Origin of the sequence: Streptomyces sp. SudanB25_2051, assembly GCF_964272635.1 — a bacterium.
GTDB lineage: Bacteria > Actinomycetota > Actinomycetes > Streptomycetales > Streptomycetaceae > Streptomyces.
This window is the reverse complement of sequence record NZ_OZ186787.1, coordinates 1528698-1543662: the sequence shown is the minus strand read 5'-3', so window position 1 is coordinate 1543662 and position 14965 is coordinate 1528698. Positions and strand designations below refer to the sequence as shown.

At 74.8% G+C, this 14965-nt stretch carries 12 protein-coding genes; 5 read left to right on the top strand and 7 right to left on the bottom strand.

Features of this window, described 5'->3' with window-relative positions:
• Entirely contained in the window at nt 1-915 is a 915-nt protein-coding gene (gene metF / locus ACSUPT_RS06815) for a methylenetetrahydrofolate reductase [NAD(P)H] (protein ID WP_351965600.1), read from the top strand.
• 49 nt (nt 916-964) lie between these two features.
• A complete protein-coding gene (locus ACSUPT_RS06810) occupies nt 965-1783 on the top strand; it encodes a hypothetical protein (RefSeq protein ID WP_436943702.1) in 819 nt (272 codons plus the stop codon).
• An 83-nt stretch (nt 1784-1866) separates the two neighbouring features.
• On the opposite strand, the gene ACSUPT_RS06805 is transcribed toward ACSUPT_RS06810, so the two are convergent.
• The 4 genes from ACSUPT_RS06805 to ACSUPT_RS06790 all read right to left on the bottom strand — a co-directional run bounded on the left by ACSUPT_RS06805 (nt 1867) and on the right by ACSUPT_RS06790 (nt 7543).
• Nucleotides 1867-3375: a phytoene desaturase family protein gene (locus tag ACSUPT_RS06805; protein WP_436943701.1), complete on the bottom strand. Its 1509-nt coding sequence runs from the start codon at nt 3373-3375 to the stop codon at nt 1867-1869.
• A gap of 473 nt (nt 3376-3848) precedes the next feature.
• Nucleotides 3849-4457, bottom strand: coding sequence for a TetR/AcrR family transcriptional regulator (locus ACSUPT_RS06800; protein WP_351965603.1), 609 nt, complete (start codon nt 4455-4457; stop codon nt 3849-3851).
• 37 nt (nt 4458-4494) lie between these two features.
• The gene (locus tag ACSUPT_RS06795) at nt 4495-6582 is read right to left on the bottom strand and encodes a YhgE/Pip family protein (protein ID WP_436943700.1); all 2088 of its coding nucleotides are present in this window, start codon (nt 6580-6582) and stop codon (nt 4495-4497) included.
• Nucleotides 6554-7543 (bottom strand): ATP-binding cassette domain-containing protein, encoded by a 990-nt coding sequence (locus ACSUPT_RS06790; protein WP_436943699.1) that lies wholly within the window; start codon nt 7541-7543, stop codon nt 6554-6556. Before ACSUPT_RS06790 ends, ACSUPT_RS06795 begins: the two co-directional genes overlap by 29 nt.
• Before the next feature lie 242 nt (nt 7544-7785).
• Here ACSUPT_RS06790 and ACSUPT_RS06785 point away from each other — a divergent pair, with 242 nt between their 5' ends.
• The 3 genes from ACSUPT_RS06785 (at nt 7786) to ACSUPT_RS06775 (ending at nt 9694) form a co-directional block, all read left to right on the top strand.
• Entirely contained in the window at nt 7786-8253 is a 468-nt protein-coding gene (locus ACSUPT_RS06785; protein ID WP_361657482.1) for an SAV_6107 family HEPN domain-containing protein, read from the top strand.
• Between the two features lie 23 nt (nt 8254-8276).
• Nucleotides 8277-9035 carry a methyltransferase gene (locus ACSUPT_RS06780; RefSeq protein WP_351965607.1) on the top strand — a complete coding sequence of 253 codons (759 nt, stop codon included), beginning with the start codon at nt 8277-8279 and terminating at the stop codon, nt 9033-9035.
• Nucleotides 9036-9301: 266 nt separating this feature from the next.
• Nucleotides 9302-9694, top strand: a complete 393-nt coding sequence (locus ACSUPT_RS06775; protein WP_365729553.1) for a DUF3040 domain-containing protein — start codon at nt 9302-9304, stop codon at nt 9692-9694.
• A gap of 383 nt (nt 9695-10077) precedes the next feature.
• Here the strand turns inward: ACSUPT_RS06775 and ACSUPT_RS06770 are convergent, their stop codons facing one another.
• The 3 genes from ACSUPT_RS06770 to ACSUPT_RS06760 are packed head-to-tail and all read right to left on the bottom strand — an operon-like array spanning nt 10078 to nt 14815.
• The gene (locus ACSUPT_RS06770) at nt 10078-12435 is read right to left on the bottom strand and encodes a transglutaminase TgpA family protein (protein ID WP_436943696.1); all 2358 of its coding nucleotides are present in this window, start codon (nt 12433-12435) and stop codon (nt 10078-10080) included.
• Nucleotides 12432-13790, bottom strand: coding sequence for a DUF58 domain-containing protein (locus tag ACSUPT_RS06765; protein WP_436943694.1), 1359 nt, complete (start codon nt 13788-13790; stop codon nt 12432-12434). Before ACSUPT_RS06765 ends, ACSUPT_RS06770 begins: the two co-directional genes overlap by 4 nt.
• Nucleotides 13790-14815 carry an AAA family ATPase gene (locus tag ACSUPT_RS06760; protein ID WP_436943692.1) on the bottom strand — a complete coding sequence of 342 codons (1026 nt, stop codon included), beginning with the start codon at nt 14813-14815 and terminating at the stop codon, nt 13790-13792. The genes ACSUPT_RS06765 and ACSUPT_RS06760 overlap by 1 nt, the downstream gene beginning before the upstream one ends.
• Nucleotides 14816-14965 lie beyond the last annotated feature (150 nt).

Genomic DNA, 14965 nt, shown 5'->3' with positions numbered 1-14965 from the left:
ATGGCCCTAGGCACCCCCTCCACCAGGACGGATCGCGCGCGTACGGTGCGCGATCTGCTCGACAGCGGCACCACGTACTCCTTCGAGTTCTGGGCGCCCAAGACCGAGAAGGGCGAGCGCAACCTCTGGAACGCGCTGCGCCGGGTGGAGGCGGTGGCCCCGAGCTTCGTCTCCGTGACCTACGGGGCGGGCGGCTCCACGCGCGCCGGCACCGTGAAGGCCACCGAGCAGATCGCCGCCGACACCACGCTCACCCCCGTCGCGCACCTGACGGCCGTGGGCCACTCGATCGCCGAACTGCGCAACATGGTGGGGCAGTTCGCCGACGTCGGCATCCGCAACATCCTCGCCCTGCGCGGCGACCCGCCGGGCGACCCGATGGGCGAGTGGGTGGCGCACCCCCAGGGCCTGCACTACGCCGCCGACCTGGTCCGGCTGATCAAGGAGGCGGGCGACTTCTGCGTGGGCGTCGCCGCGTTCCCCGAGATGCACCCCCGGTCCACGGACTGGGACACGGACGTCCGCCACTTCGTCGACAAGTGCCGTGCCGGCGCCGACTACGCGATCACGCAGATGTTCTTCGAGCCGGAGAGCTATCTGCGGCTGCGGGACCGGGTCTCCGCCGCGGGCTGCGACACGCCGATCATCCCGGAGGTCATGCCCGTCACCGCCGTGCGTCAGCTGGACCGCCTGCCGCAGCTCAGCAACGCGCATTTCCCCCCGGCCGTGAAAGAGCGCATCCTCGCGGTCAAGGACGACGCGGCCGCTGTACGCTCCATGGGCATCGAGTTCGCGACGGAGTTCTGTGCGCGGCTGCTGTCCGAGGGTGTGCCCGGACTGCACTTCATCACGCTGAACAACTCCACGGCGACACTCGAGATCTACGAGAATCTCGGACTGCATCAGCAGTCCTGACCGGCCGTACCCTCAGGTCCCGAGGCGGCGGCCGACGAGAGGGGCGGGCATGGACTGGAGCTGGTGGACGGTCCTCTACATCGCGTTCGGCGTCGTCGCGCTCTGGCTTCTCGGCGAGGTACTGCTGCAGTACAAGGCACGGCTGCGGTGGCGGCTGCTCGCCTTCTTCGGCTTCCTCGGCGTGGTCGCCGGCGTCGTGACGTCGTCCCTCGTCCTGATCATCGCGGGCACGGCGGCGTTCGGCGTCGGCCAGACGCTCGTCACGCTGTCGTTCCTGCGCGGCTTCTCCACCGGCTGGGCGATCGGCGGCAGGCCCGGCGCCAGCCGCCGCCGCAGGACCGCGCGGGAGGAGCGGGCGCACGGCCCCGCCCTGGAGGTCACCGAGCTCGCGTACGACGACGAACCGCGGACCCCGCCCGTGCCGGCCGCCCCGCCCGTCCACGAGCCGCTCCCGCTGCCCGACGACACGGGCGAGTACGGCGTCTACGGCGCCTCCGCCCCGCAGCAGGCCGCCCCCGAGGCCGCGCCCGCCTCCGCGTACGGCGACTACCCGGCGTACGAGCCGGGCGCGTACGCCCCGGCCTACGACTACGGCACCGACAGCGCGCAGCAGCAGTACGCCGCCTACGCCGACCCCTACGGCGGTACGGCGGCCCCGATGCCCGGCGCGCAGCAGTACGGCGGCTACGACCCGTACGGCCCGCAGCAGTACGCCGGTGACCCGTACGCCCAGCAGTACGCGGCGGACACCCCGCCCGGCGGCGTCTGGGTGCCGCCGCAGCGCGACAACGAGCCGCAGTTCCCGCCCCCGCCGGAGCAGCCGCCCGCCCCGTACGGCTACGACCAGGCCCCGCAGCCCCGCTACTGACGCGCCTCGCCCGTGCCGCCGCCCGGCGGCACGGGACGCCGCGCGAGGCCCCGCCGAGGCGGGGGACGGGCGGGCGGCGCTCCCTAGCGGGACCCGCGGAAGTCCGCGCCCTCCACGATGAGGCCCGCCACCAGGGCGCCCGACATCCCGGCGTGCGCCAGGCCGCCGCCCGGATGGGACCAGCCCCCGGCGAAGTACAGGCCCGGCAGCGGCGACAGGTTCGCGGCCGGCAGCCAGGCGCCGCCCCCGCCCGCCAGCGCGGGGCCCGGCACGCGACGGCTGCCGGTCTCCTCCCCGGTGTGGACCGGCGTACGGACCTCACGCCACAGCAGCCGCTCCCGCAGCCCCGGCACCGCCGCGGCGGCGGCCTCCACCATCCGGTCCGCGAACGCCTCCACGGCCGCCGCGTCACCCCACGGATCACCGGCGCCCGCGTCCCCGGCCGGCACCGTCGCCGTCACCGTGACCGCCTCGTGGCCGCCGTCCGGCCGCAGCTCCGCGTCGTCCGGCCGCAGCACCACCACCGTCGGCCGCGCGCACAGCGGCCCGCCGCCCGCCAGGGAGGCCCGCTCACCGGCCGGGTCCGCCGAGTGCACCACCGTGCGGTGCGCCGCGCCCGCCTCCCGCGCGCCGCGCAGCGCCAGGCACACGGTCATCCGCCCGGACGCCACCCCGGTCTGGAAGCGCGGCCAGTCGTCCTGCCGCTCCCACGCGACCACATGGTCCCGGTACAGCGCCGGCACGGGCGCCCCCGCCACCACGTGGTCGGCGTCCACGACGCGCCCGTCGGCCAGCTCCACTCCGGCGACCCGCCCGTCCCGTTCGACCACACCGGTCACCCCGGTACCGAACGCGAACTCGACCCGCCGCGCCACGCACCGCTCGTACACCGCGTCCGCCAGCGCCCGCAGCCCGCCGCGCACGTACCAGGTGCCGAACGTCTGCTCCATGTACGGCAGGACGGCCGCCGACGGGGGAGCGGCGGCCGGGTCGAGCCCGTACGCCAGCGCGTACCCCTCCAGCAGCGCGGCCAGCCGCTCGTCGCCCAGCTCCCGGCGGCCCACCGCGGCGAGCGTCGTCGCACCGCGGCGCAGCAGACCGGTCCTCAGCGCCGGGTACGGGTCGCGGGAGAACGGCGTCACGTCCGCCGGCAGGGGCTCCTCCAGCAGCGGGCGCCGCGAGCGGTCCCAGGCGTCGCGCGCCCGGTTCAGGAACGCCGCCCACCGCTCGCCCGCGCCCCGCCCCAGCGCCTCGTCCAGGGCGGAGACCACCCCGGCCCGCGAGGCGTTCGGCAGCGAGAGGGCCGTGCCGTCCGCGAAGACGTGCCGGCTCGCCGGGTCCACCTGCGTCAGCTCGACGCAGCGCTCCAGCGGCTCCTTGCCGGTCTTCACGAACAGGTCCCGGTACACGGCGGGCAGGTGCAGCAGACCGGGCCCCGTGTCGAATCCGAACCCGTCCCGTACGAGCCGGCGCACCGAGCCGCCGTACGTCTCCGTCCGCTCGTACACCGTCACCCGGTGCCCCGCCACGGCCAGCCTGGCGGCCGCCGCCATGGCGCCCATCCCGGCGCCGATCACCGCAATCCGTGCCATGCGGGCGACTCTATAAGCCGCCCGGAGCCCCGCCCCGCGAGCCCCCGCGGCCCGACGCGGGACGGGTACCGCGGGGACGGGGACGCGGCGCCGGGGGCCGGGCCGGCGCGGGCTGAGTATCCGTACTCAGGCGCCCGGATGAGTAGGTACGCGGATGGGGCGCGCCCCGCCCGGACGGAAGAGTGGGGACCACGGAAGGGGCGCGGCACCGGCACCGCCGACACGGGGCTGCGGAACCGGCGCCGCGCACCCGCCCGCAGGGGGAAGTACGGGGGACACGGGGGTGAACGCGCCGGTCCGGCGGGGCTCGGGGGGATCGAGCCTCACCGGACCGGCGCTCTTCCGTTCCCGGGCCGTGCGCTCAGCGCCCGCCCACCGGCCGTGCACTCGGCGCCCGCCCACCGGCCGTGCACTCGGCGCCCGCCCACCCACCGGCCGTGCGCGCAGTGCCCGCCCGCTGCCCGGCCCTGCGCTCAGTGCCCGCTCACCCGGCCGTGCAGCAGCCGCGACAGCGCCGCGTGCACGTCGTCGAGGGACCGCTCCCGCTGGAACGCCTGCCAGTCGAGGGCCGCGACCAGCACCATCCCGACCAGCGCCGCGGCCGACAGCGAGACGTCGATGTCCTCGCTCACCTCGCCGTTCGCGACGGCCTCCCGCAGGACGCCCTCCACCACGGCGACCGCCTCCTGGCGCACCACCAGGAGCGTCGACTGCCACGCCCGGTTCGTGCGCCACAGCTCGGCCACGTACAGCTGTGTGAACGCCGGGTAGCGGTCGATGAAGACCAGACCCGCCCGGATCATCGCGTCCAGCGCCTCGACGCGGGTCCCGCCACGCGCCGCCGTCTCGTCGGCGGCGGTGCGCAGCGAGGCGGTGAGCAGCCCGACCCCGTGCCGCAGCAGCTCCTCGAACAGCTCGGTCTTGCTCTTGAAGTTGTAGTAGACCGTGCCCTTGGCGACCCCTGCCCGCTCCGCGATCTCGTCGACGGTCGTCGCCGAGAAGCCCTGTTCCGCGATGAGGGTGACGGCCGCCTCGTACAGCTTGGTGCGGGTGGCCTGCCGTCGGGTGCTCTGGGTGTCCATGGCGTCGATTCTCACAGGTCCGTGGGGTCCTTCCCGCCTACAGGCTCAGCTCGGGGTGCAGGCGGTCGAACGTCCACACCTGCTTGCGGCGGGCCGACAGGGCCGTCAGCGCCAGCGCGCCCGCGGTGAACGCGGCCAGCACCGCGCACGCCAGCCACACCGGCTCCAGCGGGCCGCCGGTGATGAGCCGGCGCAGCGCCTCGACGACATGGGTCATCGGCAGGTACGGGTGGACGGCGTTGAAGAAGCCCGGACTGGTCTGCACCGGGTACGTACCGCCGGCGGACGTCAGCTGGAGCATCAGCAGCGCCAGGACGAGGATGCGCCCCGCCGCCCCGAACCGGGCGTTCAGCCACTGGATGATCGCCGCGAAACAGCACGTCACGAGGGCCAGGAAGCCCACGGTCCCGGCCGAGCGGGCCATCTCCAGGCCGAGGCCCCAGTGCAGTACCGCCATCAGCGCCGCCACCTGGGCGAGGCCGATGGCCGCGACCGGCAGCCAGCCGGCGAACGCGATCCGCCAGGCGGACGCGCCCGCGGCGAGGGCCCGGCGGTTCATCGGCTGGATGAGCATGTAGGCGACCATGGCGCCCACCCACAGGGACAGCGGGATGAAGTACGGGGCGAAGCCGGTGCCGTAGTTCTCCGCCTTGTGCAGCGACTGGGAGGCGAGCTTCACCGGGTCGGCCATCACCTCGGTGCGGCGGTCGCGGTCCGGCTTCTCGTAGTCGGGGATGCGTTCGACGCCCTCGTCCAGGCCGCTGGCGAGCTCGGTGGACCCGTCGGCCAGCTTGAACAGGCCGCCGTCCAGGTCGTTGGCGCCCTTCTTGATCTTGCCGAGCCCGGAGTCGACGCGGACGGCGCCGTCCTTGCTCTTGGTGATGCCGGCGTGCAGGTCGGCCATGCCCTTGGCGACGCGGTGGGCGCCGCTGTTCAGTTCGTTGATGCGGGCGATGGCGTAGTCGACGTCCTGGCTGAGCGTCGGCGCGCGCTTGCCGAGCGCCTCCGCCTTGCGCTGGAGGTCGGCGAGGTGGGCGTCGAGCTTCTTCAGGTCGCCGTTGCCGTCCTGCGCCAGCGCGTGGATGTCGTCGCCGATGACCGCCACGTCGGCGGCGGCGACCTTGGCCTTCTTCAGCTCGCCGCACAGCTCGGTGTCCGTGACCGGCGCGCCCTCGCACCGCTTGGCGTACAGCGCGTCGAGCGCGTCGGACGCCTGGTGGGCGCGGGTGCGGGCGCCGGGGCCGAGCCGGACGATCGTGTCCAGGCTGTTGCGGGCCGCCCGCGAGCTGTCCGCGACGAGCCGTGCCGCGTCGCCGATCTGCTTGCCGTTGTCGCGGAGGTACGGGCGGACCTTCGGCGCGACGCCGTTGACCTTGTCGGCGAGCTGCTGGGTGCCGTCCGCGACCTTGCGGCTGCCGGTCTCCAGCTGCCCGGCGGCGGAGTCGATCTTCTTGAGGCCGGATGCGAGGTCGGAGGTGCCGTTCTTGGCCTTCCCCAGGTTGTCCGCGAGGCTCTTGGCGCCCTTCTTCGCCTCGCCGACCCCGTCCTTGAGGTCGTTGGCGCCCTTGGCCGCCTTCTCCGTCGCGTCGTGGATGTCGGAGAACGAGATGAAGATCTTGTCGAGGAAGGTGCGGGACGACTTCGTCGACGCCGCCGTGCGGACCTCGGAGAACACGCTGCGGGAGATCTGGCCGACGATGTAGTTGTTGGCGTCGTTCGTCCGAACCCGCAGCGCGCCCGTCTCCGGGGCGTCACCCGAGCTGGACGCGATGCGGGCGCTGAAGTCCTCCGGCATCGTCAGCGAGAGGTAGTAGCGGCCGTCTTCTACCCCCGCGCGCGCCTCGGCGTCGCTCACCTCGTGCCACTCGAAGACGGCGCTGTCCTTGAGGCCCTCGGCGAGGTCGTCGCCCGCGTTGATTCTCTTGCCGTCGGTCGTGGCGCCCTTGTCCTCGTTGACGAGCGCGACGGGTATCCGGTCGAGCCTGCTGTACGGGTCCCAGAACGACCACAGGTACAGCGCGCCGTACAGCAGCGGCAGCAGCAGGATCGCGACCAGCGCGGCGCGCGGCAGCTTCCCCCGCCCGAACCGCTTCAGCTCAAGCGCGGCCAGTTTCGGCGATCGCATCGGCCGCCCCCTCCTCGTCGTCGTCCTCGCCGGCCCCGTCGCGCGGGCCGGCCTTCTGCGCGGGGGCGCGGTCCGCCCCGCCGGATGCCGCGCCGGGCCCGACGCCGGCGCCGCGCCCGTCCGCCTCCGCGGCCGGGTCCGCGTCCTCGCCGCCCGCCGGGGCGGGGCCCGGCGCGGCAGTAACCGCGGTGTCCGGGCGCGCGTCCGCGTCCCCGTCCGCACCCGTGGCCCTGGCCTTGGCCTTGGCGGAAGCCGTGTCCGGCTCGGCCGCCGAGGCCGGGGCCGGGGCGGTGGTCCGGTCCGGGCCGGTGGCCGTCGTGCGCACCACCACGTCGGCCTCGTCCGGTACCTCGGTGCAGACCGCCAGCACCGTCACGCCGCTGTCGGCCACGGAGCGGAGCATCGACCAGGCCGCCGCCTCTTCCGCGTCGCCCAGCTTCAGATCCGTGTCGTCCACCGCGAGCAGCCGGGGCTCACCCAGCAGGGCGAGCGCCACGGACAGCCGCAGGGCCTCCAGCCGCTCCAGGTCCCGTACGGACGTCCGCTCGCCCTTCGGCAGCGTCTGCGGGTCCAGCCCGGCGGCCTCCAGGGCGGCCTCCACGCGGCGGCGGTTCTCGGCGGCCCGCCCCGAGCGCGGCCGCAGCAGCGTCAGCGGCGAACCGGCGAAGCGGCGCCGCAGCAGCGCGGCCTCCCGCAGGTGCTCGGCGACGGTGAACGCGGGATCCAGGTCGCTCACCCCCGGTACGTGCGCGAGGGCGCTGAACCGGCGTACGGCGGCCATCTTGCGCGGCAGCCGCACCCCGCCCACCTCGGCAAACCCCTCGGCCGCCTTCATCCGCCCGGTCAGGGCGAGCAGCAGGCACGTACGGCCCGACCCGGAAGGCCCCGCCAGGGCGACGAGGCTGCCGGGAGCGGCGTCCACGCCGATGCCCCGGAAGGCCCAGCCGCGCGGGCCCTTCACCCCGAACCCCTCCGCTCTGACGGCCGCGCCCCGACGGGCCGCGTCCGTGCCGGCGGCGCCGGCCCCGTTGTCCGCGCTTCCCACGAACCCCCCAAGCTCATTTGAACTGACCAGTCAGTTCAAAAACTACAGGTGATCGTCGGGTCGCGGCAAAACGGCAGGTCAGACGCGATTGTCAGTGGCGGCCCGCACGATGGGGGCAGATGGTGCATGTGCCGTCACACCACGACAGGAGGTCCGTCATGGCGAGCGACGTCCATCCCGTGCCGCGCCGCTCATCGGCCCCGCCCGCCGCCCTCGACCTGCTCGCCCAGGCGCACGCCGGCCTGGCCGAGGCGACTACCCTCGACGACCCCAACGAGCGGTACGCGACAGCCCACCTGGCCGCCCTGCGCACCGCGGCCGCCGTCCTGGCCGTCCGCGGCCGCCCCGACACCCGGCGGCGCGGTCGGCGCCCGATCCGCACGGCCTGGGAGATCCTCACCGAGACGGCTCCCGAGCTCGCCGAGTGGAGCGCCCTGTTCGCCGCGGGCGCCGAGCGCAGGGCGCGCGCCGAGGCGGGCATACGCGGCGCCGCGTCCCCGCGTGACGCCGACGACCTCGTCCGCGACGTCGCGATGTTCCTCCGCCTCGTGGAGCGGCTGCTCACGCTGCGGCCCGCACCGCGACCGAGGACGGCTCCGGAGGCCATAGGCTGGGACCGTTCGTAACAGTCACCGAGGAGTCAACTGCCGTGTCCGACCCGCAGCGCCCCCGTGCCTCCCTCCGTACCGCCGTCGTGTGGGACGTCCTGGAGGAGGCCCTGAACCGCAGGGCCGAAGCGGTCGGCGGGAAAACCCTCGACGTCCTGGACACGGGCGGCGGCAGCGGCAATTTCGCGGTGCCCGTCGCCCGCCTCGGCCACCGCGTGACCGTGGTCGACCCCAGCCCCAACGCCCTGTTCGCCCTGGAGCGCCGCATCGCGGAGGCCGGTGTCGCCGACCGCGTGCGCGGCGTCCAGGGGGACATCCACGACCTGTTCGACGTGGTGGAGCCCGGCGGCTTCGACGCGGTCCTGTGCCACGGCGTGCTGGAGTACGTGGACGACCCCGCCGAGGGCGTGCGCCGCGCCGCCGAGGCACTGCGGCCGGCCGGTGTGCTGAGCCTGCTCGCCGCGGGTCTCGGCGGCGCCGTGCTGGCCCGCGCCCTCGCCGGCCACTTCAACCAGGCCCTGCGCGCCCTGAGCGACCCGGACGGCCGCTGGGGCGACGGCGACCCGGTGCCGCGCCGCTTCAGCGCCGAGCAGCTCACCGAGGCCGTCGAGGCGGCCGGGGTGGACGTCGGCGCGGTGCACGGCGTGCGGGTCTTCGCCGACCTCGTGCCCGGCGTCCTGGTCGACGCCGAGCCCGGCGCGCTCGACGCCCTGAACCGGCTGGAAGCCGCCGCCGCCGAGCTGCCCGCGTTCCACTCGGTCGCCACCCAGCTGCACGTGCTGGGCGAAAAGCGCGGCTGACCCGGCCGAGGGCCCTGAACAGCGCCTGAGCGGCAGATGGAGTACGCCACAGCCGCCCCGATCCCGCCAGGTTCCCCGTATGATCGAAGGACACCATCCGGCATGACGGTTCGGACGACGGGGAATCAACGCCTCACCAGCCGAACCGGCATGGCGGCCCGATCGGCGAATTGGCATTGAGGGCGGGTTTCACGGGGACGAATCCCTGCCTATCCTGAAAGGGCCGCATACCGGTCGCCCCCGCGACCGACGATGAGGAGGACTCCGTGCCGCTCTCGGAGCACGAGCAGCGAATGCTCGAGCAGATGGAGCGAGCGCTGTACGCCGAAGATCCCAAGTTCGCGACAGCGCTCGAGGGAAGCGGGCTGCGTACGTACACCCGACGACGGGTCTACCAGGCGGTCGCTGGATTCCTGGTGGGTATCGCGCTCCTCATGGCCGGAATGGTCGCCCAGCAGATCTGGATCAGCGTGGTGGGGTTCCTCGTCATGCTCGGCTGCGCGGTCCTGGCCGTGACCGGTTGGCGCAAGGCCCCCAAGCCCGGGGAGCAGCCCACTCCGGGAGGCGCCCCGCACGCGCGGGGGAGTCGGCAGCGCCGCTCCATGATGAACCGCATCGAGGAACGCTGGCAGCGCCGTCAGGACGAACAGGGCCACTGACAAGCACACCGATGGAGGGGTGACCGCACCTGCGGCCACCCCTCCATCGGTGTGCCCGCCGCCTGCCCTGCTGGCCGCGCTGCCCCGCTGTGGGCGTGCGTTCCTCCCCCAAGGGCTTCGTCCAGGGCCAGGGGTGACCCCCAGGGCGATGGGGGTCTCCCTGATCGAGCGAAGCCGAGAGCTTGGGGGAGGAACGACTGCCCACAACGGGATGGGCGCCGCCCAGGCAGGGGCACTCGCCCAGGGCGCCAGGCCCCTGGGCAAGACACCCCCCGAGCAGCGCCCCGGCTCAGCGGCCAAGGTCCAGGAGGAGCGCCGCCCCAGCGGGGCCCGGCTCGGGGCCGAGGGCCGGGCTGGGGCGGCGGCCCGGGAGGGGCCGGGGGTCAGCCCCGTTGGCGGGAGGGGAGGCGCAGGAGGCCGGCGCAGCGGGCGGTGAACGCGGCCCGCCGACGCGACACCGCCCACACCACGCGCACCGCCGACCGAGGCACCAGCAGCGCCCGCACCCGCGCCCCGCGCCCCACGGCCGCCGCCAGCCCGGCACGCACCGCCTCGGCCTGAGCCGCCAGCCCCTCCGCGGGACGCGGCGCCCGCGCGTACAGGGCCTCCTCCACGGCGTCCGCGATCCGGTGCGCCGCCCCGGCCGCCGCGCCCTCCAGCCGGCCTTCCCGCACCAGCCGCTCCGCCGTCCGCCGCGGCGTCAGCGACTCGTCCGGCGGGACCCCCAGGTCCCAGGCGGAGTCCACGACCTCCGCCCACACGGCCAGGGGCTCACCGCCCCGCAGCCGCCGGGCCCGCACCCGTCTGCGCCACAGCATCGGCGACAGCGGCAGCGCGATCAGCGCCGCGCCCCCGGCGACGGCCAGCAGCACGGGTCCGAGCGCGGCGCCGGAGCCGTCGGTGGGTTCGGCGCCCTGCGGCGTCTGCCCCGCGCAGCCCTCCGGGCCGACGACCTGCGGGGCGCAGCTGTCCTGCGGGGACGGCTGCGACGACGGGACCGCCGACGGCCTCGGCTCGGGCTCCTCCGCGCCCGGGTCGTCGGCGGCCGGCGCCTCCGGCATCGCGTAGTCCGGGATGGAGCCCCGCGACGGTGTCGGCTCGAAACGGGTCCAGCCGACGCCCTCGAAGTACACCTCCGGCCAGGCGTGCGCGTCCTTGATGCTCACCGACACGGTCCCGCCGGCCGACGGCGTGCCCGGCATGAAGCCGACGGCGACACGCGCCGGGATGTTGAGCGTGCGGGCCATCGCCGCCATCGCGAAGGAGAAGTGGACGCAGAAGCCCTCCTTGTCCTTCAGGAACCGGGAGATCGCGGTGACGCCCGTCCCGGACTCCACCCGCGTGTCGTACCGGAAACCGCCCTGGCTGGCGAACCAGTCCTGCAGCCGCACCGCGCGCTCGTAGTCGTTCTTCGCGTCCGCCGTCACCTGGAGCGCCGTGGCCTTCACGTCGCGGGGCAGCGACTCCGGCACGCGCGTGTACTCGCGCTGCAGCGCGCCCGGCGCCGCGGGGGCGGCCGCCAGCTGCTGCGGCGTCGGCTGGACGAGCAGGCTGCTCACCGAGTACTGGATGCCGCCCGTCGTCTGCCCGTCGTCGCCGACGACCATCCGCCCGACCGGCTCGTACCGCCAGCGGCCCTCGATCTCCACGTCGGTCGCCGGGTACGGCATCGGCAGCCACTTCTGCTCGTACGAGCCGGCCGCCGACAGGTTCGTGGTGATCTCCGTCGTGCCGGTCGCCGGGCCGAGCCCCACCGGCGTGGGCAGCCGCCCGGGGATGTCCTCCACGCCCCGTACGGAGGTCCGCCAGGACGTGCCGTCGAACTGGTCCAGCGACACCAGCCGCAGGTACATCCCGGACAGGTCCGGGGCGTTCGTCCGGTACCGCAGCACCTCGCGGTCCTCCGGCTGCGTCAGGTTCTCCTTCAGCGACACCAGCGGGTTCACCGCCGAGATGGTGCCGCCCGAGCCCTCGCCGGTGCCCGAGGGGCCGAGCAGCCCCCCGTCCAGCGACGGCAGCACGCCGGGAACCACCAGGGCGATGCCGAGCGCCAGCGCGCCGATCCGCCGCCCGGTGCGCAGCGGCGCGGGCGCCGAACCGTCCGGCGTGCCGAACGCCGCGGGGCCGCCGGGCCGGGGCGCGGGACCGCCGAACACCCGGCCCCACTGGTTCAGCCGGTCGCGGCCCTCCGCCAGCAGCAGCACCAGGTATCCGGCCGCCGCCACCAGGAACCAGAGCCAGTTCGCCCCGCCGCCGCCCGAGAGGCCGGCCGCGACCGAGTACAGGGCCAGCAGCGGAAGCCCCGCCGGGGCCGCGCTGCGGAACGTCACCGCCAGGACGTCCACGGCCAGGCCGATCAGCAGCACCCCGCCGATCAGCATCAGCCGGATGCCGTCCGTCGCCGGCGCGGGCTGCGCGTACTGGCCGACGTCCTGCACGCCCGCCTCCAGCAGCGAGCCGAACCGGCGGAACACCTCCGGCGACGGCAGCACCCCGGCCACCGCCTGCTCCCGCGCGAACAGCACCGTCAGCAGCACCAGGCCCACCGCGACCTGCGAGGCCACGGTCAGCGGACGCGCCACCGGCACCCGCCGCGCCGCCGCTCCCACCCCGGCCACGACCGCCAGGAGCAGGGCCGCCTGCACGATCCAGCCGACCTCGCCGACCAGCGGCAGCAGCGAACACGCCGCCGCGACCGTGGCGATCAGGGCACACACCGTCAGGCGCCCGCCGCCGCTCATGACCAACCCCCAGTGAAGCCCGTCGTACCACTGCCGGCGACGGCGCCCGCGCCGCTCGCGGCATGCCGCCACAACGCGGCGAGCGAGTCGCCCGGCCGCACCGGCACCGCGACCCAGCCCGCCTCCCGCAGAAGCCGCACCGCGTCCGCGGCACCACCCGGACCGCCGGTGTCACCGACCGCCACGTCCCGGACGAAGGCGACCGCCGTACCGCTGCGCCGCCGCATCCGGCTCGCCAGCTCCGCCTGCGCCCCGTCCAGATCGCCGAAGAACGCGACCAGCAGACCCTCGCCCCCGGCCGCGCGCAGCACATCGTGCGCCCGCCCGAGGTCCGCCTCCCCGGAGTGGTCCACCACGGCGAGCGCGTCCATCATCAGCCCCGCCGTGTCCGCCGCCTCGTGCCCCGGCGCGACATAGCCGTCGCCGGGCAGCGTGTCCCCGGTGTCCGTCAGCAGCCGCACCGCGTAGCCGCGCTCCAGCAGGTGGGTCACCGCCGACGCCGCGCCCGACACGGCCCACTCGAACGAGGAGTCCGGGCCGCCGCTCTCGTACGCGGTGGCGCGCGTGTCCAGCAGCACCGTGCAGCGGGCCTGCTGCGGCTGCTCCTCGCGCCGCACCATCAGCTCCCCGTACCGGGCCGTGGACCGCCAGTGGACCCGGCGCAGGTCGTCGCCGTACCGGTACTCGCGGGGGATGATGTCGTCCTCGCCGACCTGCGCCAGCGCGTGGTGCCGCCCCTCGCCGTACCCCGGCGCCTCACCGGCCAGCCGGACCGCCGGCAGCGGTTCCGTACGGGGGACGACGGTCAGCATGTCGTACGCGCTGAAGGAGCGCGTCAGTTCGCACATCCCGAACGGGTCGCTCAGCCGCAGCTGGAGCGGGCCCAGCGGATACCGCCCGCGCAGATCGGAGCGGACGCGGTACGACACCTCCCGCTTGCCGCCCGGCTCCACCCGGTCCAGGACGAACCGGGGCCGCGGCCCGAGCACGTACGGCACGTGGTCCTGGAGCATCAGCAGCCCGGTCGGCACCCGCGACACGTTGTCCATCCGCAGCCGCACCCGCGCCTCCGCGCCCGCGGCCACCCGCTGCGGGGAGAGCCGCCGGCTCGCGGTGACCCGGTGGCGCGTGCGGTACAGCACCGTCACGCACACCAGCGGCAGCGCCGCCAGCAGCAGCCCCACGCGCAGCAGGTCCGGCTGGCCGAGGACGTACGCGCACACCGCGGCCGCCACCCCCGCCGCCAGGAACGAGCGCCCGCGCGTGGTCAGCCCGCCCAGAGCGCCCCGCAGCCCGCCCCGGACCGCGCCGTCCGGGGCGGCGCCGTCCGGGCCGGCGGGACCCGAGGCCGGCATCACAGCCGCCGCAGGCCGGGCCGCTGGGCGAGGAACGCCTCACCGGCGGGCTGCTGGTGGGCCACGGCCGGCACGGGCGTGCGCTGCAGGATGTCCATGACGACCTGCTCGGCGGTCCGGCGGTTGAGCTGCGCCTGCGCGGTCGGCAGCAGCCGGTGCGCCAGCACGGGCACGGCCAGCGCCTGCACGTCGTCCGGCAGGGCGTACTCGCGGCCCGCCAGCGCGGCGGCGGCCTTCGCGGCGCGCAGCAGATGCAGCGTCGCGCGCGGGGAGGCGCCCAGCCGCAGGTCGGGGTGGGAGCGGGTGGCGCCGACCAGGTCCACGGCGTACCGGCGGACCGAGTCGGCGACATGGATGCCGCGCACCGCGTCGATCAGCTTCACGATGTCGTGGGCGTGCGCCACCGGCTGGAGGTCGTCCAGCGGGGAGAGGCCGCCGTGCGTGTCCAGCATCCGCAGCTCGGCCTCGGGGCTCGGGTAGCCGATCGAGACGCGCGCCATGAAGCGGTCCCGCTGCGCCTCGGGAAGCGGATACGTTCCTTCCATCTCGACCGGGTTCTGCGTGGCCACCACCATGAAGGGGCTGGGCAGTTCGTACGACTGCCCGTCCACGGTGACCTGGCGCTCCTCCAGCGACTCCAGCAGCGCGGACTGCGTCTTCGGCGAGGCGCGGTTGATCTCGTCGCCGATCACGATCTGCGAGAAGATCGCGCCCGGCTTGAACTCGAACTCGCGCCGCTGCTGGTCGTACACCGACACGCCCGTGATGTCGGACGGCAGCAGGTCCGGCGTGAACTGGATGCGCCGCACCGAGCAGTCGATGGACCGCGCCAGCGCCTTCGCCAGCATCGTCTTGCCGACCCCGGGGACGTCCTCGATCAGGAGGTGCCCCTCGGCCAGCAGTACGGTCAGCGAGAGCCGTACGACCTCGGGCTTGCCCTCGATCACACCCTCCACCGACCGGCGGACCCGCTCCGCTGTGGTGGTCAGATCAGTGAGGCTCGCTCGATCGTCATAGGTCGTCACCGGCCCTCCTCGGCCCTTTCGCTCATGGGCCGGTGCGAAGAAGGACGGCACGGCCCACCCAGAGATACGGACACCGCCCGCGGAACGTTTCCTGCGGTCCGGAAGGGTGTCACCCCGCATTCTTGTTGCCGTGCGGCGCGGTGTCACTCG